The following is a 23284-nucleotide window of genomic DNA, read 5'->3' as shown; positions in this document are numbered from 1 at the left end:
GGAAATTGACCAGAGCCGAGATATCCATCAGAAGGTGACGATCGCCGGGTCGCTCACACCCGCGTGACCGTTCTCGACATGTCCGGCGAACCGCCTCAGGAACCCCGCGTCCGCCGTGGACACGACGGTCAGGTCGTACCAGCGCCGGCTCGCCCGCAGGTCCACCGTGTGCCGTACGGTCGCGCCCGCCCGCACCTTGAACGAACTCGGCCGCCCTCCGTAGCCGTCGGTGAGCTTGAGCTCGACCGTGCCGGAGCCCTTGTTGGTGAAGGTCAGCTCCACGTTCGCGCCGACGTGGCGCGCGGTGACCTCGGGTCCCGCGGTCTTGCCGGGGCCCTTGAAGACGCGCAGGAAACCGTTGGGACCGTGCACCGTCAGGTCGTACGAGCCGCCGGAGTACGCCGAGTTCCAGGTGTCCGAGACGGTCTTGCCGGCCTCGGTGGTGTACGTCCAGGGGCCGTCCGTGCGGTTGCCCGAGGTGATGAAGAAGGCGGCTCCGGCCTTGGCACCCGAACCGAAGGTGAGCGTGAACTTCCCGGCCGCCGCGTCCGCCGAACCGTCCACGAGGGGCGCGTACTTGAGCGGGCGGGCCGGGCGCGAGCCGCGCTCCTGCCGGGGCAGCACGGGGTTCGCGGGCGGGGTCGGCACATAGTCCGGGTGCCGGTCGTGGTCCGGCGGCTGGTAGCCGTCGGTGTCCGGCAGCGCGACCGGCTTGGTGTCCTTGCGCGAGAAGTCGAAGGCGGCGGTGAGGTCACCGCTGATCGCACGCCGCCAGGGCGAGATGTTGGGCTCGTGCACGCCGAAGCGGCGCTCCATGAACCGGATGATCGAGGTGTGGTCGAGGGTCTCGGAGCAGACGAAACCGCCCTTGCTCCAGGGCGAGACGACGAGCATCGGCACCCGCTGGCCGAGTCCGTAGGGTCCGGCGGCACGGCCGGCGTCGCCCTTGTAGAGGTCCGGGCCGACGTCGACCGTGGACTTGCCCTGCGCGTCCGACTGGGGCGGGAACGGCGGCACGAGGTGGTCGAAGAAGCCGTCGTTCTCGTCGTAGGTGATGAACAGGGCCGTCTTCGCCCACACCTCGGGGTTGGAGGTCAGCGCGTCCAGGACCTGGGCGATGTACCAAGCACCGTAGTTCGCGGGCCAGTTGGGGTGCTCGGTGAAGGCCTCGGGCGCGACGATCCACGAGATCTTGGGCAGCTTCTTGCCCTTGACGTCGGCCTTCAGCTGGTCGAAGAAGCCCTCGCCCTTGCGGGCGTCGGTGCCGGTGCGGGCCTTGTCGTAGAGCGGGTCGCCGGGCTTGGCGTTGCGATACTGATTGAAGTACAGCAGCGAGTTGTCGCCGTAGTTGCCCCGGTAGGCGTCCGGGATCCAGCCCCAGGAGCCGTTCGCGTCGAGGCCGTCACCGACGTCCTGGTAGATCTTCCAGGAGACCCCGGCGGCCTCCAGCCGCTCCGGGTACGTCGTCCAGTCGTAGCCCACCTCGTCGTTTCCGAGGACCGGGCCGCCGCCCTTGCCGTCGTTGCCCGTGTAACCCGTCCACATGTAGTAGCGGTTCGGGTCGGTGGAGCCGATGAACGAGCAGTGGTACGCGTCGCAGATGGTGAACGCGTCGGCGAGCGCGTAGTGGAACGGTATGTCCTCGCGCGTCAGGTACGCCATCGTCGTCGACGACTTGGCGGGCACCCACTTGTCGTACTTGCCCGCGTTGAACGCGGTGTGGCCGTCGCTCCAGCCGTGCGGGAGGTCCTGGATGAACTGCAGGCCCAGGTTGTCGGCGGCGGGCCGGAAGGGCAGCACCTCCTTGGTGCCGTCCGACTGGTGCCAGACCGACTTGCCGCTGGGCAGCGTGGACGGACGGGGGTCACCGAAACCGCGGACGCCTCTGAGCGAGCCGAAGTAGTGGTCGAAGGACCGGTTCTCCTGCATCAGCACGACGATGTGCTCGACGTCGTCGATCGTGCCGGACCCGTGGTGCGCGGGCAGGGCGGCGGCGCGCTCGATGCTGTTCGACAGCGCGGTGAACGCCGCGGTGCCACCGGCGAGCTGGAGGAAGCGGCGTCGGTTCACTTGAGGCATGACTGGGTGACCTCTTGTCCTGACGTGGTGCTGTGGATGGGACCTGCGCGGGGGGAGTGTTCCAAGAGGAACGAACGTCGGGGAAGACCCCGTGGCGCTGGTGTGACGCACAGGGGTCTGCGACGCGAACACCAGCGCGCGTGCTGTCCGCGCCGATGCGCGGTCTCAGGCGCCCTTGCGGAGCAGGGCGGCCCGGGTCACGGATTCAGGCGCCCTTGCGGTCCAAGACGGCACCGAGTCACGGATTCACGCACCCTTGCGGAGCAGGGCGGTGATCTCCAGGCCGGTTTCCCGGTCCAGCCTGCCCGGGCAGTCCACGCCCAGCGCGAGGGCCAGGTCGCGGCCGTGGAGGTCCACCGCGGACTCGACCAGCTCGGCGAAGGCGTCCATCGCCGCCCGGCCCCGGCGCGCTCCGAGCATCGCCAGGCCCAGCGCGATCACGGCGGACGGCCACCACCAGACGGCCACCAGCAGGTACGGCAGGCTCCACGCGGTGAGGCGGACGGCGGCGTCGTAGGCCTCCCGCGCGGTGCTCAGTTCGGTGCGGGTGTCGGCGGACAGGACGAGCCAGAGCCGGGACCAGGCCGAGTCGAGGTCGAGCCGGTAGGCCTGGTGGACGCGCAGGTCGAGGGCGCGGACGCGATCGCCGGTCCAGCAGGGGTGGGCGGGCTCCACCAGGGAGATCCGGTTGCGTACCGCGGCGAGTCGCGCGAGTTCGCGGACCGTGCCGGGGTCGAGGGGCGGCCCCTGCTCGACGGCTCGCGCGTCCACCCGCGCGTAGGCGTCCTCGGCCGCCCGCCACCTCCCTCGCCGACGCTCGGTCAGCCGCCCGCCGAGCGGCCGTACCGGTGGGGGCCAGTCCCCCGTCCAGAGCCGCTCCACCGCCCCACCGAGCGCCTGGGCGAGGAGGCCGAGTCCGGCCGAGGCGATCACCGTCGCGGAGGCCGCCAGCACCACACCGCCGGTCGACCGGCTCGCCGGATGCCCGGCCAGCTCGTCGAGCACGCGGGTGACCCGGCCGACGTCGTACCAGTGCGCCTGGCCCAGCAGCCGCCCCGCCCCGGCGACCGCGAGGAACAGCAGCCCCGAGGGGACGAGGTGGGTGAGCCAGCGCGCGGCCAGGTTCTTGCCCAACTCCGCGAGCACGGCGTTCATGACAGCCTGCGGCGGCGCATCGGCTCGCCGTACAGACGGCAGGTCTCCGGCACCGGCTGGTTCCGGGCCGGGGCCCGGCGGTCGCAGCGGTCCCCCGGACAGACGTACGCCTCCACCACCGGGTGCCCCTCCACGGCCGCCGGGAGCCCACCGATGCCCGCGCCCCGGGTGAACGCGCGCAACCCGGCCGCCACCCCGCAGCGGCGCAGGAGTCGGTGGAGCGCGGCCTGTGGGCCGGCCGGGTCGCCGCTCCCCCGCAGCGCCCCGAGGATCTCCTCCAACTCCTGCCGGCGCTCGGCCGGCACAAAGCCCCTGATCTCGTCCAGCCGGGCGCAGATGTCCGACCGCACCGCCCTCGACTCGCCGTCCCCGTCGCCGTCGCCGTCGCCGGTGCGGATTTCCGCCATCGTTGCAACCTCCTTACATGGCCACCGAGTTGAGAGGATACTGGGCGATCACCGACGGTCACGGGGGGTGATGCCGATGTTCTGGCGTCGACGCACACGGGCACGGAGAGCGGAGCAGGACGGATCGGACGGACCGCGGTTCACGTTCCGGGCGATGCCGTCGGAGGCCGAGCTGCGCCGGGCGGCCGAGACGGGCTCCCCGCAGGCGCTGAACCAGTACGGCGTCAAGCTGCGACTCGACGGGCGCCTCGAGGAGGCCGTCGAAGTACTCACCGAGGCGGCGGAACAGGGCAGCCAGGACGCCACCGCCAATCTCGCCCTGACCCTCCTCTCGTTGGGGCGCGACGACGAGGCCGCCGCATGGTTCGACCGGAACGGGCCGATGGGCGCGCTGATGGCCCAACGCATCCGCGAGAAGCGCGACGAGCGTGACGTTCCGGGATCTCCTGGGCAGCACGGTTCCTGATGTCCGCCCCGTACGACCTGTTCGGCACGCCCGGGTACGAGCAGTTGCTCGCGGTGCTCGGCGCCGCCGAGGAGTCGCACACCCGGTACGAGCGCACCGGCCGGCTCCCTGACCTGGAACGGGCTCTGGTCCTCTTCGACGCCGTGCTCGACAGGACGCAGAACATCGACCTCCGCGGCGCCGCCATGAACGGGGTCGGCACGGTCCTGTGGTCCCGCTACGAACGGTTCGGCGAACCGGCCGACCTGGACGGGGCCATCACCCTGTTCCGCGAGGCCCTGGCCCCGTACGGGGCGGAGGTCAGCGTCGTCACGCCCTCCTATTGGACGAACCTCTCCGGCGCGCTGCGGCTGCGCTGGCTGCGTACGCACGACGCCCGGGATCTGACCGCCTCCGTCGACGCGATCCGCACGGCCCTCGACTCGACGCCACCCGGGGGCGCGCGACGCTCCAACCGTCTGGACAGCCTGGGCGACGCGCTGCTGAGTCTCTATCACCTGCACGGCGACTCCGCCGCGCTCGCGGAGGCCGTCGGAACCTTCCGGGCGGCCGTGGCCTGCGCCGAGCCGGGCACGGAGGAGCAGACCTGGGCCCGCTCCAACCTCGCCGAGGCACTGCGTCTGCATCACCACCAGTCCCCCGACGGCGCCCCGGAGGCGCTCGACGAGGCGGCTCTGCTGGCGCGGGCGGTCCTCGCCGCAGTCCCGCGGCGCCATCGGCTGTATCCGCGGTTCCTGTCGAACCTCGCCTCGATCCTGGCCGAGCGCCATCAGGCCCGGGCGGACCCCGCCGACCTGCGCGAGGCCGCCCGGGCCGCCCGCCGGGCGCTCGCCGCGACCCCGCCGGGGCATCCCAACCTGGTGCAGCGCAACGCGGTCCTGGCGACCGTACGGCGTCTGGAACTGATCGACGCGGCAGATGTCGCCGCGCCCGCGCCCGGGGTTCTCGACGGTGGCGGCGGACGCCGTTCGACGCGCCGCGAACGGCGGGCCCTGCGCGCATGGGTCCGGGCGACCGCCGAGGCGTACGCCACCACCCCCGAAGGGCACGCACTGCGCGGGCTCGCCCTGCTGAACCACGGTTCCGCCCTGGGCACGCAGGCGGTGACCGCGGGCGACCCGCACGCCCTCGCGGCGGCGATCGACCTGTACCGGAAGGCCGCGTCCGACCCGACCATGGACGTCAGCGTCCGGGTGGGCTGCGCGCACCTGTGGGCGCTGAGCGTCATCGGCGGCGGCGAGAGCCGCTCGCCCGACGACCACGCCGCGGCCATGGAGCCGTTCCGGCTCGCGGTCGAACTGCTGCCGCGCACGGCGTCGTACCGCATCGGACGCATGGACCGCGCACGCCAGTTGGGCAGGTTCGCGGGTCTCGCGCAGGACGCGGCGGCCTGCGCGCTGGAGCTGGCCGACCCCGAACTCGCGCTGCGGCTCCTGGAGCAGGGCCGTGGCGTGCTGCTCGCCCAAGCCCTCGACGCCCGCTCGGACACCACGGACCTGCTGAGCCGCCTGCCGGACGAACTCGCCGCCGAGTACGCCCGGTTGATCCCCCAGCTGGACCGCCCCGAAGCCACCGCCTTCATCTCGTCCGGGCCGGCCGGGACCGGCGCCGGACACCCGGCCCCCGGCACCCCGCTCGCGGGCGAGGACCGGCACGCCCTGGCCGAACGGTGGGACCGGCTCGTGGCGGCGATCCGACGCGAGCCGGGCTTAGGGGACTTCCTCCGGCTCCCCCGCACCGCCGAGATGCTCACCGGACTCGGTGACGAGGGCCCGGTGGTGATGGTCAACATCAGCCCACTGCGCTGCGACGCGCTCGTCCTGCGCGAGGGACGGGTGCGGTGCGTACCGCTGACGGGGCTCAGCCACGCGGAGGTGGTCCGCCGGGCCGACGCCTTCCTCGTCGCCGTCCGTACGGCGGGCGACGCCGGCCGGCCGTTGTCCCGCCAGCGCGACGCCCAGTCCGACATCCGGGAGACGCTCGCCTGGCTGTGGACGGCGGTGGCCGAACCGGTCCTGGACGCGCTCGGGCTCCGCGCCGACGACGGGCCCGGCGGGGAGTCCCCGGGACGGATGTGGTGGATCCCCACCGGCCCCCTGACCGCCCTGCCCCTGCATGCGGCCGGGCGCCACGACAACGACCGGGACAACCTGCTCGACCGTGCCGTCAGCTCGTACGCCCCGACCGTCAACAGCCTCGTCCACGCCCGGCGCCGCCAGACCGCACGACAGGACCGGCGGCCGACCGCCCCCACGGCCCCGCTGGTGGTCGCCGTGCCGGCGCCGCCGGGTGCGGGACTCGTGCCGCTGGAGGGCGCGCGGGCGGAGGCCGCCCTGCTGGCCGCGCGACCGGGCGCCCGTCTGCTCCTGGACGAGCAGGCGGTACGCCGGACCGTGCTCGACGCGCTCCCCCACCACCCCTGGGTGCACTTCGCCTGCCACGCCGTCGCCGCCGACGACGGGGCCGCGACCGGCCAGGTCCTGCTGCACGACCACGACACGGCCCCCCTCACCCTCACCGACATCGCCCGGCTCCGGCTCCCGGCCGCGGAGCTGGCGTACCTCTCGGCGTGCGAGACCACCCGTGGCCGCGGCGAGTACGCCGACGAGGCGCTGCACATCACCGGCGCCTTCCACATGGCCGGCTTCACCCACGTCATCGGCACCCTCTGGGCCGTCGACGACGACACCTCCCAAGAACTGGCCGACCACTTCTACTCGGCCTTCGCGCCCCGACACCCCTTCCCCGGCCGGACGGCGTACGCCCTGCACACCGCGGTACGCGCCCTCCGCGACGCCGACGAGGGCTACCGCCTGAACCCGAGCCTGTGGGCGCCGTACATCCATGTGGGGCCGTAGGCGTATCGGTTTGAAGCACGCGTGAAGATTCTCCGCGGCCGAAGGTGCAGCCGGGTTCCCAGAGCGATGTCGCACTCACAGGCCCGCCCGGTACCGGAGGTCGGGCACGCGCCGCTCCTCCTGGTACGTGCCGGGGCGCCCGGCGGCCGTCCATGCGGCGTACTCCTGGCGGACGTAGGGGCGGCGGCTGGAGTCGAGCGTGATCGCATCGGGGTGGTGCGGGCCGGCCACCAGGCCGGGATGGCGGCGGTCGTAGAGCACGAGCTGTTCGGCGGTTTGTGCGGCGGCGCCGTCCGGGCCGGGGCCGGGGCCGTCCAGGGCCATCCGGTCCATGAGAGCGGCCCTACGCAGCAGCCAGGCGCGTTCGGCGGCCGTCGCGTCGACCGGCGGGCCGGTGACGGTCCGGACTTGGCGGCCGTCGCGTTCGGCTCCGAGGGCGAGCACCTGATGCATCTCGCGGCGCAGGTCGGGGGCGTTCGCATACGCCTCGTGCGGAGGCGGCGCGTCGATGGCCTCGGCCTTATTCGGGGTGACCCTCATGCTCACACCTCCGCCGGTACACCGAGACCGCAGCGTTTGCAGAGCACCGTGCCATGGTCGGGGTCGCCGCGGTCGACGACCGACAGGTTCGCCGGGGAGGGCACGAGCACCTGCGCCGGGCCCGGACAGCGGTCGATGGGGCACGGCTTGTGGGTCGCGAAGGCCCCACCGGTAGAGGCATCGGGTGATCGGGGATCGGTCATGCCGAGCACCTCAGGCAGGCGCGGACTTCGCGGCCGTCGCCCGTCTGGTGGACCTCGGTGGACTGTGCGAGGTGCTGGACGATGCCGGTGCCGCGGCCGTGTTCGTCGGGGGCGATGTCGGGGCGAAGGTGCTCCACAGCCGTTCCGGAGTCACTGACCACTATGTGCAGAGTGCCGTGGTCGAGGACGAGCAGCAGCGTCATGCGCTCGCGTCCGTACTGGGCGGCGTTGGCGGCGAGTTCGTCGACGATGAGAACGGCGGAGTCCCGTTCGCTCGCGGGAACACTCCAGGTCTCCAGCAGATCGGCCGCGAAGTGACGAACGGCGGAGACGTGTGCCTCCTGCGCGGGCAGGGTGAGCAGCGCCTGGTGACTGCAGTGCCGGGTGAGCAGCGAGCTCGGGCGGGGGGAATCGGTGACAAACATGGTCATCTGGCTCTTCCGTGGATGTGCGGAGACCGGAAAATGGAGGACCGCCAACGACTTCGAGGGGCGGTCGGTAGGCCGGATCCTGCAGGGGAGCGCTCATTCAGTTCCACGGGCGGCACATGCCGAACGGTTCGGGTTGTTCACGCCTTTTGCTCGATTTCTTGCGGGTCAGGTCAATGCCGATGGCCGGTCCGAGCTCACTCGCCTCCGCAGTGGCTCGATGCCGAATCCGACGAGCGGGGCACCGGCAGCACCTCGGCCGTCGGGCACGTCCCGAGTGGGACCGGGGCGCCGCCTTTGACCTCCTCCCGGCGGAGATTGAGGCGAACGCCGCAGGCCCCCGCACAGCCGTGCCCACCCGCACACGCAGCCGGCGCGCCTTTCCTCCAGGCGCACCGTGATGAGTCGGCCGGATACGCGGGGAGCCCGCCCGACGCATCGTCGGGCGGGCTCCTCGCGCTTCACGCCTCACGCCTCACGCCTCACGCCTGCATCGTGACCAGCTTCTGACCGTTGCCTGCGACGATCTCGAAGTGCTCGATGGCTCCCGGAGAGATGGCAACCGCCCCTGGGATCGTGGTGCCGGGAGGGTACTCGCCTGCCCGCCAGCTAGCGCCGTCCGCCCTGGCCCCGCCGGGCCCGACCGCCTGCAGCCGGCAGGTGATTCCGGCAGGCGCCCCCTTGGCGGAGACCTGCAGGACACTGCCCCAGGCAGAGGGTGAGACCTTGACCGAGGCGGTGACGCCGGTGGCGGGATCGCTTCCGGAGAAGGTGCGCCAGGCAGTCGGCGCGCTCGGCCCGGGCTGCGTCGCCAGGCTGCCCACCGATCCGGTAGCCGCCAGCCATGTGCCGCCGGCCGCTGCCGCGATGAACGTCAGGGAGGCGGCGGCGCCGGCCAGTTGCAGACGCCAGGTCCTGCGGCGCCTGGCCGCGGCCTGCTGGAGCAGCCTCTCCAGCACACCCGCCTGCGGCACCGCGGGCACGGTGGGCCGTACAGGCGAGGAGTCCTGAGCGCTCTCGGCCGCCCGCGCCACCAGCCGGTCGGCCAGGTCTTCGCCGGCCACCGGCGCCGTCCGGCCCTCAGCTTCGGCTGCGGTCACCGTCGCCAGCAGCGCGGGCAGTCCCGCCAGCTGGGCGTGTTCCGCCTGGCACTCAGCGCATTCCGCGAGGTGGGCGCGCGCTTGTTCCATTTCCGCCGGGGGTAGCGTGCCCAGGACGTATCCCCCCAGCGCCAGCCGGAGGGCGTCGTGCTCCGCGCTCATGCTCATGGTCGCCACCTCCTGCATGCCACGGTCATGGCTCGATGCCCCGTTCCAGCAGCGCCAGCCGCAGGGCGTGCAGGGCGTAGTACGTCCGCGACTTCACGGTGCCCAGCGGGATGCCCAGCACCCGGGCGGCCTCCGCCATGGTCCGGCCCCGGTAGTAGGTCTCCAGCAGGATCGCGCGATGGTCCGGCGACAGCGTTCGGATGGCATCGGCCACCGCCCAGCTCTGCAGGGCCTGCTCGATCTCGTCCTCGCCCGGTGCCTGCTCGGCGGCTCGCTCCAGCGCCTCGCCGCCGACCTCGGCCGGTCTGGCCTGCCGGGCCCGGTGGGCGTCGATGACCAGGTGCCGGGCCACCGTACACAGCCATGCCCGGGCCGGGCCGCGTGCCGGGTCGAACGCGGCGGGATGCTGCCACGCTCGCAGCAGCGTCTCCTGCACGACATCCTCCGCCCATTGCCAGTCTCCTGAGGTCAGTCGCAGCACGTAGTGGAACAGGGGCGCTGCGTGCTCCGCGTACAGAGTGCGCAGCAGTTCCTCGTCTGCGGTCGAAAGGGTCCCTTTACCAGAGACACGGTGCGCGGAGTCATCCGGATCGGTCTTTTGATCACGTTTTCGGGAACTCCAGGGCATAAGTCGATCATCGCGCATATGCACCGCTTTGTCGTGTAACGCACGGCGCGGAACAGGTGACACTCCGCGAGCGGAGCACCCGGGGGCTGACCGTTCTACGGCGATCACCAAGAAACGTCATAAAAAGTGCATATCTACCGAACCGAGCGCCCCTGCCGCCCGTGGAGCCATACAAGAGCCGACTTACGCGGCACTCCTCCTCCATTCCCCGCACGACAAGGACGGATCAGAGGTGACCGAGAGACACGACGCGGCGCACTCGCTCAGGGCGCCGGCCGCACTCAGCCCGCCCACACCACGACAACGGTCCTACGGAGCGCTCGACGCGTACGATGCGCCGCTCGCGGCCCCGGATGCGGAACTGCCCCATGCCACCCGCGACTTCGCGACACGCAAGGGCGGATGCACAGCGCGGGGCATGCCGAGGCGACCGGCCGCCACAAGGGCAGCACCAGCGCTCACAGGTTCCGTCAGGGGCACGCGGCCGTGCCACGGCATCCACCACACATCACCGCGGCTGCGTGCGCCCAGCCGGCACATACCGCATCCCTGCCTTGATCAGTGAGGAACGAACACCATGTACCTGAACTTTCGTGCACCAGGCCGGCGATCACGCGCCGCGGCCGGGGCGGCCGTCGCCACCGCCGTCGCGTTGGGGCTCCTCAGCTCATGCGGCCAGTCGTCGCATTCCTCGTCCACCGCAACCGGCGCCATCACACCCGGAGCAGGTCAGCACCAGACGGCTGGGATGCCTGGTGCCGCAGGACCGGGGAACACGGCGGGCTCCGCTCCCGGCACCTCGCCAATGCCCAGCATGAGCATGCCCATGAGCCCCCCGAGCACGGGCGCGGCCGCCGCGCCGGTGGCCGGGGACGCCGTGGCGATCAAGAACTTCGCATTCGCCCCGGCCACACTCAAGGTCAAAGTGGGCACGACGGTGACCTGGACCAATCAGGACACCGACGCCCACACCGTCACCAGCACGGGATCGGGCGGCCCGTTGCATTCGGCAGCCCTGAACACCCACGCGACCTACAGCTACACGTTCACCAAGCCCGGCACCTACTCCTACCTCTGCACCATCCATCCGTTCATGACCGCCACCGTGGAGGTGACCCGATGACCGGCCACTACGACAGTCACGACAGTGCACCGGCCGGCGACGACGAGCAGCCCGCCACGGAGCACGGCATGTCCCGGCGCCAACTCATCCGCCACGCGGGGTGGTTCGGCGGCGCCGTGGTGCTGACCGTGGCCAGTGGAGAGGTGATCAGCCACATCGCCGACTCCCGGGAGGCCAACTCCATGGCCGCCGCCGGCGCCACCGCGGCGGCGAACGGCTCGCTGCGGTTCGTGCAGGTCTCCGACAGCCATATCGGGTTCCAGGGCCCGGCGAACACGGACGTGGTCGGCTCGTTCACCGAAGCGATCAACCAGGTCAACTCGCTCGGGTTCAGACCCGACTTCGTCATGCACAGCGGCGACCTGACCCACCTGTCCACGGCCGGCCAGTTCGACCAGGTCAAGCAGATGCTGACCGGTATGCAGACAGACCGTGTCTTCACCGTACCGGGCGAGCACGACTCCATCGGCGACGCGGGCCGCGCCTACCGGAAGACCTTCGGCATGGGCACGCTCGGCGATGGCTGGTACAGCTTCGACACCCACGGCGTGCACTTCATCGCCCTGGTCAACACCCTCAGCCTGGAGAAGCTCGGCCATCTCGGCAACGACCAGATCGACTTCGTCCGCAAGGACATCGCCGGACTGTCGTCGGACACCCCCATCGTGGTCTTCAGCCACATCCCGCTGTTCGCCATGTACCCGAAGTGGGGTTGGAGCACCGATGACGCCCTCAAGGTCATCGCCCTCCTGCGCCGCTTCTCCTCCGTCACCTGTCTCAACGGGCACGTCCACCAGCTGTTCACCAAGACAGACGGCAACATCACCTTCCACTCCGCCACCACCACCGCCTACCCCCTGCCCAAGCCGGGCCATGGCCCCGCCCCCACTCCGCAGGTCGTCCCCGCCCGGCAGCTCAAGGACGCACTCGGCATCCGCACCGTCGGCTACCGCCAGGGCGACCGCGAACTGGCCGTCAAGGATCAGAGGCTGGCATGAACACCCAAAGACTCCTCGCCCCCACCCTGCGATGGGCGAGCGCCGCCAGCCTCGCCGCCGGCGGATACATACACGCCCAGCTCTACGTCGACGAGTACCGCTTCATCCACATCATCGGCCCCCTGTTCCTGCTCCAGGCGAGCGCCTCCTTCGCCCTCGCCGCCCTGCTGTTGATGGGAACACCACCCCTGCTTCTGAGGGCCGCCGCAGCCGGCGTCGCGCTCGGCGCCCTCGCCGGCTTCACCGCCTCACGCACCGTGGGCGTCTTCGGATTCACCGAACACGGCCTGCAGCCTGCCCCGCAGGCCCTCCTCAGCCTCCTCACCGAAACCGGCACGCTGCTGCTCCTCTCGATCTGGCAGATGACCGTGGCAAGACAACACCGCGCTGCTCGAACACCCGTCAAGACACCCATCCGGGAGCGGGCCACCCACTGAACCACCACGGCCAAGCCGCTCGGGATGGCCCAGAACCAAGGAGTATCCCCATGCACCCGGAACCGCGCCCAGGAACCGCCGGGCCGAGCCCGCACCTCCGCGAACTGAGGGATGCCGTGCGCGCCCTGCTCGGCCTGGACAACGACACCGCCGTCATAGTCCGCCAACTCACCTGCAGCGAACCCGGCTGCCCACTGCTGGAAACCGTCGTCGCCGTGGTGCCGATGGACGGCGAGGTCCACCGCTGGACACTCCACCGCCCCGCCGACCGGATCACCGAGAACGACCTGAGGGCCACCCTGCTCCCCCACCGACCGAGCTGACCGGAACAGCCGATGTGCGGAAGCCCTTCCGCCTGACAGAAGTCGCCTCGCCGAGCCACCGCGCACATCACGACCCTGTTCCCGACCACGGCACGCGGGGCGACGGCGCCCCGCCGACAGGGACGGGAACGCCATGCCTCACATGACCGCCTTCGCTCAACTGGCCCCTGGGGGAACCGAGTTCGTCAGTGGCCACGAGGGCGGCGAGCGCGCCGACGTGGGCGCCTGACGCCGGCACCAAACTCACCGATGAGACTGTCGATCCTGCGGCCGCTCAGGACGCGGTCGATCAGGTCGGGCCCAGGAAGTGGCGTACCGGGGCGGGGCCGCCACGCGGGCCTCGGTCGCAGCTGACGCTCACCCTCCTGCCAGCTGTGATCAGTGCGAGGTACGGGTGCTGGTGCGCGGGCCGCCGTACTCGGCGTCGGTGACGTGCTCCAGCCAGTCGACCTCGTCGCCCTCCCACAGCGCGATGTGCTCCATGAACTGGTCCGGGGTCGCGCCGTGCCAGTGCTCCTCGCCGGGCGGGCAACCGATGGTGTCGCCCGGGTGGGCCTCGATGATCACGCCGTCCCGGGTGCCGATCAGGGCGACTCCGGACACGACGTGCAGGGTCTGGCCCAGGCCGTGGCTGTGCCAGGCGGTGCGGGCACCGGGGGCGAAGCGGACCATGTTGGCCCGCGCCCGGGAGGGCTCCTCGCCCCGGTGGATCACGTCCGCCCAGGCGTCGCCGGTGAACCACTGGGCGGGCAGCTTCATGGTCGCGGGCTTCTTGAGGATCTCCATGGTGGTACGTACTCCTTGCGTCGGCCGCCGCAGGGCGGCCGTGAGTGGGTGATGAGAACGCGGTCCGGTGGGGTCAGGCCGCGCGGAACATTTCCCGGGCCACGGTCAGGGCGGACATCGCCTTGGGCCAGCCGGCGTAGAACGCCATGTGGGTGATCGTCTCGATGAGTTCCGCCTCGGTGACGCCGTTCTGCCGGGCCAGGGGGAGGTGGAAGGTGAGCTGCTCGCTGCTTCCGCTGGTGATGAGGCTGGCCACGGTCACCAGGCTGCGGTCCCTCGGCGACAGCTCCAGGCTCTTCCAGGCCTGCCCGAACAGCACGTCCTCGCTGTAGCCGGCCAGCGCGGGAGCGACGTCCCCGAACAGCTCCCGCGGACCCGGCCGGGTCGTCTTCTCCGTCATCGTTCGTGTCCTTTCCACGTGTCCACGTGTCCACATGTCCACGCGTCTCGGTGGCGTTCATCGGCTCGCCGCCGGCGGGGCGACGCCGACGCAGCCTGCGCCACAACCGATGGAACCGCAGGTCACACGCGCGTGGAAGAACTCGTTGATACGTGTACTGGCAGTACACCCCACCGCCGGAGACACCATCGAGGAAGCCGACGTAGCCTCGAAACCATGGACAACCGGAGCGAGGTACGCGAGTTCCTGACCAGCCGCCGTGCCAAGATCACGCCACAGCAGGCGGGGCTGCCCGTCCACACCGGCAACCGGCGCGTCAAAGGGCTGCGCAGGGAAGAAGTCGCGATGCTCGCCGGCGTCAGCGCCGAGTACTACGCCCGCCTGGAACGCGGCAACCTCTCCGGCGTCTCGGAAACCGTCCTCGACTCGCTCGCCCGCGCCCTCCAGCTCGACGAGGCCGAGCGCGCCCACCTCGACGACCTGGCCCGCACCGCCAACACCACCCGCCGCGCACCCCGCCGCCGGCCCTCGCAGCCCATCCGCCCCAGCCTTCAGCACCTGCTCGACGCGATGACCGAGGCACCGGCCTTCATCCGCAACGGCCGCCTCGACATCCTCGCCACCAACCGGCTCGGCCGCGCCCTGTACGACCCGGTGTTCGCCGACCCGGCCCGGCCCGTGAACCTCGCCCGGTACGAGTTCCTCAACGCCGGTGCGGCCGACTTCCTGCCCCAGCTGGAGGCCCAGGCGGCCGGAGCGGTGGCGCTGCTGCGCACCGAGGCGGGACGGGACCCGTACAACCGGGACCTCACCGACCTCATCGGCGAACTCTCCACCCGCAGCGAGAAGTTCCGCACCCTGTGGGCCGCCCACGATGTGCGCCTGCACCAGACCGGCGTCAAGCACTTCCACCACCCCGCGGTCGGCGAACTCTCCCTCCCCTTCGAGGCCATGCCCATCCCGACCGACCCCGGCCTCACCCTCACCGCCCTCAGCGCCGAACCCGGCACCCCGTCCCACGACAGCCTCAGACTGCTCGCCAGCTGGGCCGCCACCCTCGACCAGGACGGCCAACCGGACACCGCGGCCGCCGGCGGCGAACAGAGCGCATAGCGGGAGCCTTCCCACGCCGCCACGCGGTTGCACAGCCCGAACGCGGGTGCCGAGTTCGACATACAGCCTCTTCACGGAAGCCCTTCCGCCTGACAGAAGCCGCCTTGCCGAGCCACCGCGCACATCACGACCCTGTTCCCAACCACGGCACGCGGGGCGACGGCGCCCCGCCGACAGGGACGGGACCCACATGCCTCACATGACCGCCTTCGCCAGAAACCAGTGGTACGTCGCCGCCTACTCGCACGAGGTCGGGCGGGAGTTGCTCGGGCGGACGATCCTCGGTGAACCGCTCGTCTTCTACCGGACGGAGGACGACGGGACGGCCGTCGCGCTGGCGGACCGGTGTGTGCACCGCCGCTTCCCGCTCTCGGAGAGCCGGCTCGACGGCGACCGGATCGTGTGCGGCTACCACGGGTTCACGTACGACACGACCGGCAGCTGTGTGTACGTGCCGGGGCAGAAACGCATACCGCGCACGGCCCGGGTCGCCTCGTATCCCGTCGTCGAGCAGGACTCGTTCGTCTGGGTCTGGATCGGCGACCCGGCGCTCGCCGACCCGGGGAACGTCCCCCGCGCCCGGCACATGGACTCGCCGGACTGGACCACCGTCTGCGGCATGGAGCCCATCGACGCCGACTACGGGCTGCTGGTCGACAATCTGCTCGACCTCTCGCACGAGACGTATCTGCACGGCGGTTACATCGGCACCCCCGAGGTCGCCGAGACACCGATCACCACCGAGGTCGACGAGGGCGCGGGCATCGTACGGGTCAGCCGGCACATGGACGACGCCGAGTGTCCGCCGTTCTACGCCCGTTCGACCGGCATCGAGGGCCGGATCACCCGCTGGCAGGACATCGAGTACCACGCGCCGTGCCTGTATCTGCTGCACAGCCGGATCGCCCCGGTCGGGGTGCTGCCCGAGGCGGACGGCAGCGACCCGAACGGCTTCCACACCGAGATCACCTACGCGATCACTCCGTCGAGCGACGGCCATGTCTACGACTTCTGGGCGGTCTCCCGGGACTTCGCGAGGGACGACGAGGAAGTCACCACGTTCCTGCGGGACTTCAACCACACCGTGGTGATGCAGGACGTCGACGCGCTCAACCTGCTGCAGAAGACCCTCGGCACCGAGCGGACGGGCTACCAGGAGCTGAGCATCAACATCGACACCGGCGGTCTCGCGGCCCGCCGCATCCTCGCCCGCCTGGTCGAGGAGGGCGACAAGCCGATGGAGAAGGTGCTGTGACCACGCCTCCCCGCTTCGCGACCCGCGAGATCTACCGCGTCGACTGGATCCCGGGCACCGATGTGCTGCACGGCACCTGCCACTGCGGTGCCGAGCACAGCGCCCAGGACCCGATCGAGATGTGGGAGTGGATGCTCGGCCACCCCGAAGGACATCGGCCGCAGGAGTCACGGGGGCTTGGATCATGAGCTCCTACGAGATCGAACTCATCGTGGAGGAAAGGGAGTTCGTCGCCGATGGCGTGCTGTCCCTCACCCTGCGCCACCCGCTCGGCGAGGAACTCCCCGCATGGGAGCCCGGCGCCCACGTCGACGTCGTGCTCGGGGTCGGCCTCGAGCGGCAGTACTCGCTGTGCGGGGATCCCGCGGACCGTCGGGCGTGGCGGATCGCGGTGCTGCGGGAGCCGGACGGGCGCGGCGGATCCTCGTACGTGCACGAGCAGTTGGGCGCGGGCGACAAGGTCCGGGTCCGCGGCCCGCGCAACCACTTCGCGCTCGCGCCCGCCGCCCGCTACCGCTTCGTCGCGGGCGGCATCGGCATCACCCCGATCCTGCCGATGCTCGCCGCGGCGCAGGCGGCGGGCGCCGAGTGGACGCTGCTGTACGGCGGGCGGACGCGCGACTCCATGGCGTTCACCGGGGAGTTGGAGCGGTACGGGGACCGGGTGACGGTCGCTCCGCAGGATGAGTGCGGACTGCTGGACCTCGACTCCGTCCTGACCGGGGTCCCCGAGGGCACGCTCGTCTACTGCTGCGGTCCCGGCCCGCTGCTGGACGCGGTGGAGGCGCGCTGCCCCGCCGGGCTGCTGCGCGTCGAGCGTTTCCGGCCGAAGGTTCAGGAGATGGGCGGGGACGGCGAGTTCGAGGTGGAGCTCGCGCGCAGCGGGCGTACGCTGACCGTCCCCGCGGATGTCTCCGTGCTCGACACCGTGCGCGGCGCGGGCGTCGAGGTGCTCTTCTCCTGCACCGAGGGCACCTGCGGGACCTGCGAGACGGATGTCCTCGAAGGGACCCCGGACCACCGGGACTCGGTGCTCACGGACGAGGAGCGGGAGGCGGGCGAGACCATGCTGATCTGCGTCTCCCGGTGCCGCGGGAAGCGGCTCGTGCTGGACTTGTGAGCCGCGGGGCCCTGGAGGCCCGTCTCGGCGCGGGCTCGACCCACCGACTGTCAACAATATTGTTGGCCAAAGCCATTGACCCCGCCGTACGAGGGCTCTACCTTCCCGCTGAGCACGCATTGCGGTGCCCGCACAGCCTGTCGGAACAATGTCGTCTGCACAGGAGGAGCCATGCGTCGTCTGCTCGCCGGTCTCGCGGTCGGATCCTTTCTGGTCGCCGCGTCGGCCTGCGGTTCGTCCGGCGGCGGTGGCGCCTCGGACAAGAACGCCTCGTCCGGCGGTACCACCACGGTCAAGGTCGGGGTCATCCCCATCGTCGATGTCGCGCCTCTCTACCTGGGCCAGCAGAAGGGCTTCTACAGCAAGCGCGGTCTGAAGCTGTCCATGACGACCGCGCAGGGCGGCGCGGCGATCGTGCCGGGAGTGGTCAGCGGCCAGTTCCAGTTCGGGTTCAGCAACATGACCTCGTTGATGATCGCCCAGAGCCAGAACGTGCCCGTGAAGGCCGTCGTCAACGGGGTGGCCTCGACGGGCGTGGCGGGCAAGGACTTCGGCGCCATCACCGTGAAGAAGGGCAGCCCGATCAAGTCCGCGAAGGAACTGGAGGGGAAGAAGATCGCGGTCAACACGCTGAAGAACATCAACGAGACGGCGGTGCGCGAGTCGGTGCGCAAGGCGGGCGGTGACCCGTCCAAGGTGAAGTTCGTCGAGCTGGCCTTCGACCAGATGCCCGCCGCCCTCGACAGCGGCCAGATCGACGCCGCGATGGTGGTCGAGCCGGCGCTCGCCACCGTCAAGAGCCAGGGCGCCACGGAGATCGCCTCGTCCCTGGTCGACGTCGCCAAGGGCCTCACCGTGGCGATGTACTTCACCTCGACGCAGTACGAGCAGAAGAACCCCGACGTGGTGAAGAAGTTCCAGGAGGCGACCGCGGAGTCCCTCGCCTACGCCGACGCCCACCCGGACGAGGTACGCCAGGCCGTCACCACGTACACGAAGATCCCGGCGGCGACACTGGCCCAGGTCACCCTTCCGAAGTGGCCGGCCGAGCCCAACCGCGCGTCGATCGAGACGCTGGAGAAACTGGGCGAGCGGGACGGGCTGTTCAAGTCGACGCCCGACCTCGACAAGCTGCTGCCGTGAGGGGTGCGAACGCCGCTCTGGGCGCCGCCGGGCTCGCGGCCTTCCTCGCGCTGGGCGAGGCGGTGCCGCGGCTCGGTCTCGTCAAGGAGGCGTACTTCCCGCCGACCAGCCGCATCGCCGACGCGCTCGGCCAGGAGGTCACCGACCGCGCCTTCTGGACGGCGCTCGGCGACACCCTGACCGGCTGGGCGCTGGGCCTGGCGATCGCGATCGGCGCGGGGGTCGTCGTGGGGCTGCTCGTCTCGGTCGTGCCGTATCTGCGTGAGGCCACCGCCTCGACGATCGAGTTCCTGCGCCCGATCCCCTCCGTCGCCCTGATCCCCCTCGCCGTCCTGCTCTACGGCACCGAACTCCGTTCCGTCCTCCTCCTCGTCGTGTACGCCTCGTTCTGGCAGGTCCTCGTCCAGGTCCTGTACGGCGTCCAGGACGTCGACCCGGTAGCCGAGGAGACGGCCCGCTCGTACGGCCTCGGCCCGTGGGCACGCGTCCGGCACGTCCTGTGGCCCACGGCCCTCCCGTACGTCATGACCGGCGTCCGGCTCGCCGCCGCGGTGGCCCTCATCCTCGCCGTGACCGCCGAACTCGTCATCGGGGCACCGGGGTTGGGCGCGCGGATCGCGGTCGCCGAGTCCTCGCAGGCGGTCCCCGACATGTACGCGCTGGTGGTGGTCACCGGTCTGCTCGGGCTGCTCATCAACGTGGGCGCCCGTACGGTGGAGCGCCGGGCGCTGGCCTGGCACCAGTCGGTGCGCGGGGAGGTGACGGTGTGAGGCCCTTCCTGCTGCGGCTGCTCTTCGTCGTCGCGTTGCCCGCGCTGCTCGTCGCGGTCTGGTGGCTGGCGTCCGACGGCAGTACGAACGTGTACTGGCCACCGCTGCGCACGATCCTCAGGACCTTCCCGGACGTCTGGACGAGCGAGCGGCTGCGCTCCGACCTCGTGCCCAGCGTGCTGCGGCTGCTCGCCGGTTACGCGGCGGCGGCCGTCGTGGGCGTGGCGCTGGGCACGGTCATCGGCTCGTACCGGCGGGTGCGGGCCGTGTGCGAGCCGGTCCTGGAGTTTCTGCGCGCGGTACCGCCTCCCGTCCTGGTCCCCGTCATCATGCTGTTCGCCGGCATCGGTGACACGATGAAGATCGCCGTGATCGCGAGCGGCTGTGTCTGGCCGATCCTGCTCAACACGGTCGAGGGCGTGCGGGCGGTCGACTCGGTGATGGCGGAGACGGCGCGTTCGTACGGCATCACGGGCGTGGCCCGGCTGCGCAGTGTGGTCCTGCGCGCGGCGAGCCCGCAGATCTTCGCGGGCCTGCGCCAGGCCCTGTCCATCGGGATCATCCTGATGGTCATCAGCGAGATGTTCGCGGCCAGCAACGGCCTCGGCTTCACCATCGTCCAGTTCCAGCGGAGCTTCGCGATCCCCGACATGTGGACCGGAATCCTCGTCCTGGGCCTGCTCGGTTTCCTTCTCTCGGTCGTCTTCCACCTGGTCGAGCGCCGGGTGCTCGGCTGGTACCACGGTCTGCGCGCGGTGTCCCGGCGGTCTCCGTGAAGCTCGCGAAAGGGCGGTCCATGCACGCGTCTCTTGTCGTTTCCGGCCTGAACAAGGTCTACGAGGGTTCCGGCCGCCGGGTGGAGGCGGTACGGGACCTCACCTTCACCGTCGAGGCGGGCGAACTCGTCTGTCTGGTCGGCCCGTCGGGATGCGGCAAGACCACGCTCCTGAAGTGCATGGGCGGGCTGCTGACGCCGACGGCGGGCGAGGTACGGCTGAACGACCGCCCGGTGAGCGGGCCGCCGCCGGGGATGGCGTTCGTGTTCCAGGAGTACGGACGCAGCCTGTTCCCCTGGATGCGGGTGCGGGAGAACGTCGAACTACCGCTGAAACAGAAGCCGTTGAGCAAGGTGCGGCGCCGGGAGCTGGTCACGGACGCGTTGGAGTCGGTCGGTCTCACGGATGCCGCCGGGGCCTACCCGTGGCAGCTGTCCGGCGGGATGCAGCAGCGCGTCGCGATCGCCCGCGCGCTCGCGTACGAGCCCGACGTCCTGCTGATGGACGAGCCGTTCGCGGCGGTCGACGCGCAGACCCGGGCCGATCTGGAGGACCTGGTGCGGGGCCTGTGGCGGGAACGCGGCATCACCATCCTGTTCGTCACCCACGACATCGACGAGGCCGTGTACCTCGGCGAACGGGTCCTGATCCTCTCCGCCTCACCCACCGTCGTACAGGAGCAGCTGAAGGTCGATCTCCCGGACGAGCGGGACCAGTTGCACACCCGGGTCGCCCCGCGCTTCGCCGAGCTGCGGACCCATGTGTACGAGCAGATCCAGGCGGCGAAGCGCGGGGCGGCCTTCGGCCTCAAGACAGATACGCCTCCACCTCGCTGAACTGGGCCGCGGACCAGCCGGTGTTGGCGGTGACATTGAGCCGGAGGTAGCGCAGGTTCGTGCCGCTGGGGAGGGTGACCGTCACCGTGTTCCCGGTGGCCGGGTCGAAGCGGTAGTCCTTGGAGGCGACGACCGTCGAGTACGCCGAGCCGTCCGTGCTGCCCAGGACCGACAGGGTCTGCGTGCGCGCCTGCCAGACCGAGGCGGGCGGCAGCTTCAGCACGAGGCGGCGGGCGGGCTGGTTCGAGCCGAGGTCCACCGTCCAGGCCTGCGGGAAGGCGTTGTTGGTGGACTCCCAGTAGCTGTTCGCGTCGCCGTCGACCGCCTTGCCGGGGGTGTAGACGTCCTGCGATCCGGTGGCGGAGGCCGGGCGGCCCTTGGCGAGGTTGCGGGCCGGGTCGGGGTCCGGGTTCCCGGCGCCGGGCTGGGGCCAGGTGGAGCAGTCCGCCCAGGTGGTGTCCCAGCCGGAGTTGCCGCCGCCGTTGGTGAGCGTGAAGGCGCCGGAACCGTTCGGGTAGGGGCAGTTGTAGATGCCCGCCGCGCCGACCCCCGTGGCCTGCACATTGCTGAACTTGGCCGCGCCCTGCGACTCGGCCTGGACGACGACCGTGCCGGTGTTCCTGACCGTCGCGCCGTCCACCGTGATGTTCTTGGTCGCGTAGCCGTGGCCGCCGCCCGACACGAACTCGAAAGCGCTGTAGGGACTGTCGGTGACCGTCGTACCGGTGATGTTGACGGTCGCCTCGATGGCGCTGTCGTAGGAGTCGACGCGCAGCGCGCCCATCGGGTGGTTCCAGTTGGGGTTGATCGCGCCCGCACGCACGAGGGTGTTCCCGGAGACCGTGATCGTGCCGGCGAGCGGGGAGAAGGGGTCGAGGAACTTCTGGTTGGAGATCGCGATGCCGCTGCCGAGGGCGTTGGTGTCGGCGACCAGGTTGTTCGTCACCGCGAGGTCGGTGCCGCCGTAGATCGCGATGCCGTTGGCGAGGTTCGGCTGCGAGATGGTGTTGTTCTCGAAGCTGCTGTTGGTGTCGGGCGAGTACAGCGACCACATGGCGAGGGCGTCGTCACCGTTGTCGCGCAGGAAGTTGTTACGAACCCGGACCCCGCGCGCGTTGCCGTTGAGGTTGAGGCCGTCGGCGGTGGTGTCGAGGATGCGGTTGTTCTCGACGACGAGGTTGTCGTTGTTGCCGGTCAGCCAGAGGCCGACCTTGAGGTGCTGGAGCCACATTCCGGAGACGCTGGAGTTCGGGCCCAGTGAGCCGTTGACGAAGTTGTCCGGGTTGGAGTCGACGCGCTCGGTGACCTCGCCGATGACGGCGAAGTCCTTGAGGTGGACGCCTCCGGACGAGCCGGTCTGGTCGATGAAGCGTGAGGTGTGGACGACGGAGTACCAGCTGCCGGCGCCCTGGAGGGTGACGTTCTGGACGCCGTTCAGCGAGGAGGTGACGCGGTAGTCGCCCGGCGGGATCCACACCACTCCCCCTCGCGCGGCCGAGATCGCGTCCCGGAACGCCTGGGTCGAGTCGCCCTGGCCGCTGGGGTCCGCGCCCTTGTCGGTGACGGACACCGACCCGGCGGGGCGCGTCGCGGCGGCGGCCACCTGCTCGAAGTCTGCCACATCCACGGTGACCTGGGTGGACGTCGCCTGGAAGGCCACCTTGTCACCCGGCTGCACGTTCCGCCCGAGCAGCAGGCGGGCGTTGTCGAAGAAGTGGTGGGTCTTGGCGCCGGCGATCCAACTCGTGTCGACGTAGGAGTACTTGGAAGTGACGGCGAGCGTCTTGGCGAGCTTCTGGCCGTTGACGTAGACGTCGAGGGTGCCGGACTGGCCGTCGGGGACGTTGTAGGACACGTTCACCGCGTTGGCCGCGCGCGGCACGGTGAACTCGACGCGTTGGCCCGCGGCCAGCCGTACCGCCTGCCGTCCGGACGCCTCCGAGGCGAGGGTGCCCTGGGTGTAGTCGGGCCCGATCTTCGCGCCGGTGGTCGTGGCGGACTCGGCCTCGACCGAGGTGAAGGGCAGGTCGGCGCCGACGGCCGCGTGTGCGGCGGGTGCGGTCATCACCAGCGTGCCGGCCGCCAGGGCGACGGTGGTGGCGGTGACGGTGGCAAGAGTTGGCATGCGCCTGACAGGTCTGGAGCTGTTGTGCATGTGCTGATCCCTTCATG

The 23284-nt window shown here is 70.8% G+C and carries 25 protein-coding genes; 14 read left to right on the top strand and 11 right to left on the bottom strand.

The features are described 5' to 3' along the window. Positions 1-27: 27 nt before the first annotated feature. The 3 genes from KVT44_RS37245 to KVT44_RS37235 form a co-directional block, all read right to left on the bottom strand. Positions 28-2079: a phosphocholine-specific phospholipase C gene (locus KVT44_RS37245; protein WP_217571914.1), complete on the bottom strand. Its 2052-nt coding sequence runs from the start codon at positions 2077-2079 to the stop codon at positions 28-30. 246 nt (positions 2080-2325) lie between these two features. Next, the gene (locus KVT44_RS37240) at positions 2326-3234 is read right to left on the bottom strand and encodes a hypothetical protein (RefSeq protein WP_217571912.1); all 909 of its coding nucleotides are present in this window, start codon (positions 3232-3234) and stop codon (positions 2326-2328) included. Next, a complete protein-coding gene (locus tag KVT44_RS37235) occupies positions 3231-3641 on the bottom strand; it encodes a hypothetical protein (RefSeq protein WP_217571910.1) in 411 nt (136 codons plus the stop codon). Before KVT44_RS37235 ends, KVT44_RS37240 begins: the two co-directional genes overlap by 4 nt. A gap of 154 nt (positions 3642-3795) precedes the next feature. Between KVT44_RS37235 and KVT44_RS37230 the strand changes: the two genes are divergently transcribed. Together KVT44_RS37230 and KVT44_RS37225 are read left to right on the top strand one after the other, a co-directional pair. Next, entirely contained in the window at positions 3796-4107 is a 312-nt protein-coding gene (locus tag KVT44_RS37230) for a hypothetical protein (RefSeq protein WP_217571908.1), read from the top strand. Beyond that, complete coding sequence (locus tag KVT44_RS37225; protein ID WP_217571906.1) at positions 4107-6965, top strand: CHAT domain-containing protein; 2859 nt, start codon at positions 4107-4109, stop codon at positions 6963-6965. Before KVT44_RS37230 ends, KVT44_RS37225 begins: the two co-directional genes overlap by 1 nt. 75 nt (positions 6966-7040) lie before the next feature. On the opposite strand, the gene KVT44_RS37220 is transcribed toward KVT44_RS37225, so the two are convergent. The 5 genes from KVT44_RS37220 to KVT44_RS37200 form a co-directional block, all read right to left on the bottom strand. After that, on the bottom strand, positions 7041-7505 hold the full coding sequence (locus tag KVT44_RS37220) for a hypothetical protein (protein WP_217572030.1): 465 nt from the start codon (positions 7503-7505) through the stop codon (positions 7041-7043). 2 nt (positions 7506-7507) lie between these two features. Beyond that, positions 7508-7708 (bottom strand): hypothetical protein, encoded by a 201-nt coding sequence (locus KVT44_RS37215; RefSeq protein ID WP_217572046.1) that lies wholly within the window; start codon positions 7706-7708, stop codon positions 7508-7510. After that, entirely contained in the window at positions 7705-8139 is a 435-nt protein-coding gene (locus KVT44_RS37210) for an ATP-binding protein (RefSeq protein WP_254650436.1), read from the bottom strand. The genes KVT44_RS37215 and KVT44_RS37210 overlap by 4 nt, the downstream gene beginning before the upstream one ends. A 479-nt stretch (positions 8140-8618) precedes the next feature. Next, on the bottom strand, positions 8619-9404 hold the full coding sequence (locus tag KVT44_RS37205) for a zf-HC2 domain-containing protein (protein WP_254650435.1): 786 nt from the start codon (positions 9402-9404) through the stop codon (positions 8619-8621). 25 nt (positions 9405-9429) lie between these two features. Next, positions 9430-10032, bottom strand: coding sequence for a sigma-70 family RNA polymerase sigma factor (locus tag KVT44_RS37200; protein ID WP_075030430.1), 603 nt, complete (start codon positions 10030-10032; stop codon positions 9430-9432). 826 nt (positions 10033-10858) lie between these two features. Here KVT44_RS37200 and KVT44_RS37195 point away from each other — a divergent pair. Genes KVT44_RS37195 through KVT44_RS37180 form a run of 4 tightly spaced genes read left to right on the top strand, consistent with a single transcriptional unit; the run spans position 10859 to position 12913 of the window. After that, positions 10859-11155 (top strand): plastocyanin/azurin family copper-binding protein, encoded by a 297-nt coding sequence (locus tag KVT44_RS37195; protein ID WP_075030484.1) that lies wholly within the window; start codon positions 10859-10861, stop codon positions 11153-11155. After that, positions 11152-12153 (top strand): metallophosphoesterase, encoded by a 1002-nt coding sequence (locus KVT44_RS37190; protein ID WP_217571904.1) that lies wholly within the window; start codon positions 11152-11154, stop codon positions 12151-12153. The genes KVT44_RS37195 and KVT44_RS37190 overlap by 4 nt, the downstream gene beginning before the upstream one ends. Next, positions 12150-12590 (top strand): hypothetical protein, encoded by a 441-nt coding sequence (locus tag KVT44_RS37185; protein ID WP_217571902.1) that lies wholly within the window; start codon positions 12150-12152, stop codon positions 12588-12590. Before KVT44_RS37190 ends, KVT44_RS37185 begins: the two co-directional genes overlap by 4 nt. A 50-nt stretch (positions 12591-12640) precedes the next feature. Beyond that, the gene (locus tag KVT44_RS37180; RefSeq protein WP_217571900.1) at positions 12641-12913 is read left to right on the top strand and encodes a hypothetical protein; all 273 of its coding nucleotides are present in this window, start codon (positions 12641-12643) and stop codon (positions 12911-12913) included. 378 nt (positions 12914-13291) lie between these two features. On the opposite strand, the gene KVT44_RS37175 is transcribed toward KVT44_RS37180, so the two are convergent. Then, entirely contained in the window at positions 13292-13699 is a 408-nt protein-coding gene (locus tag KVT44_RS37175) for a cupin domain-containing protein (protein ID WP_217571898.1), read from the bottom strand. A 73-nt stretch (positions 13700-13772) separates the two neighbouring features. Then, positions 13773-14099: a carboxymuconolactone decarboxylase family protein gene (locus KVT44_RS37170; protein ID WP_217571896.1), complete on the bottom strand. Its 327-nt coding sequence runs from the start codon at positions 14097-14099 to the stop codon at positions 13773-13775. Between the two features lie 216 nt (positions 14100-14315). Here KVT44_RS37170 and KVT44_RS37165 point away from each other — a divergent pair, with 216 nt between their 5' ends. The 8 genes from KVT44_RS37165 (at position 14316) to KVT44_RS37130 (ending at position 21112) form a co-directional block, all read left to right on the top strand. Next, the gene (locus KVT44_RS37165) at positions 14316-15212 is read left to right on the top strand and encodes a helix-turn-helix transcriptional regulator (RefSeq protein WP_217571894.1); all 897 of its coding nucleotides are present in this window, start codon (positions 14316-14318) and stop codon (positions 15210-15212) included. 190 nt (positions 15213-15402) lie between these two features. Next, positions 15403-16467, top strand: a complete 1065-nt coding sequence (locus KVT44_RS37160) for an aromatic ring-hydroxylating dioxygenase subunit alpha (protein WP_190168250.1) — start codon at positions 15403-15405, stop codon at positions 16465-16467. Then, on the top strand, positions 16464-16655 hold the full coding sequence (locus tag KVT44_RS37155) for a hypothetical protein (RefSeq protein WP_099919574.1): 192 nt from the start codon (positions 16464-16466) through the stop codon (positions 16653-16655). The genes KVT44_RS37160 and KVT44_RS37155 overlap by 4 nt, the downstream gene beginning before the upstream one ends. Next, entirely contained in the window at positions 16652-17587 is a 936-nt protein-coding gene (locus KVT44_RS37150) for a PDR/VanB family oxidoreductase (RefSeq protein ID WP_217571892.1), read from the top strand. The genes KVT44_RS37155 and KVT44_RS37150 overlap by 4 nt, the downstream gene beginning before the upstream one ends. A 171-nt stretch (positions 17588-17758) precedes the next feature. After that, on the top strand, positions 17759-18730 hold the full coding sequence (locus KVT44_RS37145; protein WP_217571890.1) for an ABC transporter substrate-binding protein: 972 nt from the start codon (positions 17759-17761) through the stop codon (positions 18728-18730). Next, positions 18727-19500 (top strand): ABC transporter permease, encoded by a 774-nt coding sequence (locus tag KVT44_RS37140; protein ID WP_099919577.1) that lies wholly within the window; start codon positions 18727-18729, stop codon positions 19498-19500. The genes KVT44_RS37145 and KVT44_RS37140 overlap by 4 nt, the downstream gene beginning before the upstream one ends. Further along, positions 19497-20276 (top strand): ABC transporter permease, encoded by a 780-nt coding sequence (locus KVT44_RS37135; protein ID WP_217571888.1) that lies wholly within the window; start codon positions 19497-19499, stop codon positions 20274-20276. Before KVT44_RS37140 ends, KVT44_RS37135 begins: the two co-directional genes overlap by 4 nt. A 20-nt stretch (positions 20277-20296) precedes the next feature. Beyond that, positions 20297-21112: an ABC transporter ATP-binding protein gene (locus KVT44_RS37130; protein WP_217571886.1), complete on the top strand. Its 816-nt coding sequence runs from the start codon at positions 20297-20299 to the stop codon at positions 21110-21112. On the opposite strand, the gene KVT44_RS37125 is transcribed toward KVT44_RS37130, so the two are convergent. Continuing rightward, entirely contained in the window at positions 21084-23267 is a 2184-nt protein-coding gene (locus KVT44_RS37125) for a discoidin domain-containing protein (RefSeq protein WP_217571884.1), read from the bottom strand. The two genes, KVT44_RS37130 and KVT44_RS37125, sit on opposite strands and share 29 nt — an antisense overlap. Between the last annotated feature and the right edge of the window lie 17 nt (positions 23268-23284).

The organism is Streptomyces sp. GbtcB7 (genome assembly GCF_019091445.1).
Lineage (GTDB): Bacteria > Actinomycetota > Actinomycetes > Streptomycetales > Streptomycetaceae > Streptomyces > Streptomyces mirabilis.
Note: the sequence above shows the minus strand (reverse complement) of the source record. Positions and strands in the feature narration are given on the sequence as shown.

Excerpts from the sequence above, each read along its gene's own strand:
- KVT44_RS37245 (WP_217571914.1), bottom strand. The coding sequence starts at position 2,079 with ATGCCTCAAGTGAACCGACGCCGCTTCCTCCAGCTCGCCGGTGGCACC.
- KVT44_RS37240 (WP_217571912.1), bottom strand. The coding sequence starts at position 3,234 with ATGAACGCCGTGCTCGCGGAGTTGGGCAAGAACCTGGCCGCGCGCTGG.
- KVT44_RS37235 (WP_217571910.1), bottom strand. The coding sequence starts at position 3,641 with ATGGCGGAAATCCGCACCGGCGACGGCGACGGCGACGGGGACGGCGAG.
- KVT44_RS37230 (WP_217571908.1), top strand. The coding sequence starts at position 3,796 with ATGCCGTCGGAGGCCGAGCTGCGCCGGGCGGCCGAGACGGGCTCCCCG.
- KVT44_RS37225 (WP_217571906.1), top strand. The coding sequence starts at position 4,107 with ATGTCCGCCCCGTACGACCTGTTCGGCACGCCCGGGTACGAGCAGTTG.
- KVT44_RS37220 (WP_217572030.1), bottom strand. The coding sequence starts at position 7,505 with ATGAGGGTCACCCCGAATAAGGCCGAGGCCATCGACGCGCCGCCTCCG.
- KVT44_RS37215 (WP_217572046.1), bottom strand. The coding sequence starts at position 7,708 with ATGACCGATCCCCGATCACCCGATGCCTCTACCGGTGGGGCCTTCGCG.
- KVT44_RS37210 (WP_254650436.1), bottom strand. The coding sequence starts at position 8,139 with ATGACCATGTTTGTCACCGATTCCCCCCGCCCGAGCTCGCTGCTCACC.
- KVT44_RS37205 (WP_254650435.1), bottom strand. The coding sequence starts at position 9,404 with ATGAGCATGAGCGCGGAGCACGACGCCCTCCGGCTGGCGCTGGGGGGA.
- KVT44_RS37200 (WP_075030430.1), bottom strand. The coding sequence starts at position 10,032 with ATGCCCTGGAGTTCCCGAAAACGTGATCAAAAGACCGATCCGGATGAC.
- KVT44_RS37195 (WP_075030484.1), top strand. The coding sequence starts at position 10,859 with ATGAGCCCCCCGAGCACGGGCGCGGCCGCCGCGCCGGTGGCCGGGGAC.
- KVT44_RS37190 (WP_217571904.1), top strand. The coding sequence starts at position 11,152 with ATGACCGGCCACTACGACAGTCACGACAGTGCACCGGCCGGCGACGAC.
- KVT44_RS37185 (WP_217571902.1), top strand. The coding sequence starts at position 12,150 with ATGAACACCCAAAGACTCCTCGCCCCCACCCTGCGATGGGCGAGCGCC.
- KVT44_RS37180 (WP_217571900.1), top strand. The coding sequence starts at position 12,641 with ATGCACCCGGAACCGCGCCCAGGAACCGCCGGGCCGAGCCCGCACCTC.
- KVT44_RS37175 (WP_217571898.1), bottom strand. The coding sequence starts at position 13,699 with ATGGAGATCCTCAAGAAGCCCGCGACCATGAAGCTGCCCGCCCAGTGG.
- KVT44_RS37170 (WP_217571896.1), bottom strand. The coding sequence starts at position 14,099 with ATGACGGAGAAGACGACCCGGCCGGGTCCGCGGGAGCTGTTCGGGGAC.
- KVT44_RS37165 (WP_217571894.1), top strand. The coding sequence starts at position 14,316 with ATGGACAACCGGAGCGAGGTACGCGAGTTCCTGACCAGCCGCCGTGCC.
- KVT44_RS37160 (WP_190168250.1), top strand. The coding sequence starts at position 15,403 with ATGCCTCACATGACCGCCTTCGCCAGAAACCAGTGGTACGTCGCCGCC.
- KVT44_RS37150 (WP_217571892.1), top strand. The coding sequence starts at position 16,652 with ATGAGCTCCTACGAGATCGAACTCATCGTGGAGGAAAGGGAGTTCGTC.
- KVT44_RS37145 (WP_217571890.1), top strand. The coding sequence starts at position 17,759 with ATGCGTCGTCTGCTCGCCGGTCTCGCGGTCGGATCCTTTCTGGTCGCC.
- KVT44_RS37130 (WP_217571886.1), top strand. The coding sequence starts at position 20,297 with ATGCACGCGTCTCTTGTCGTTTCCGGCCTGAACAAGGTCTACGAGGGT.
- KVT44_RS37125 (WP_217571884.1), bottom strand. The coding sequence starts at position 23,267 with ATGCACAACAGCTCCAGACCTGTCAGGCGCATGCCAACTCTTGCCACC.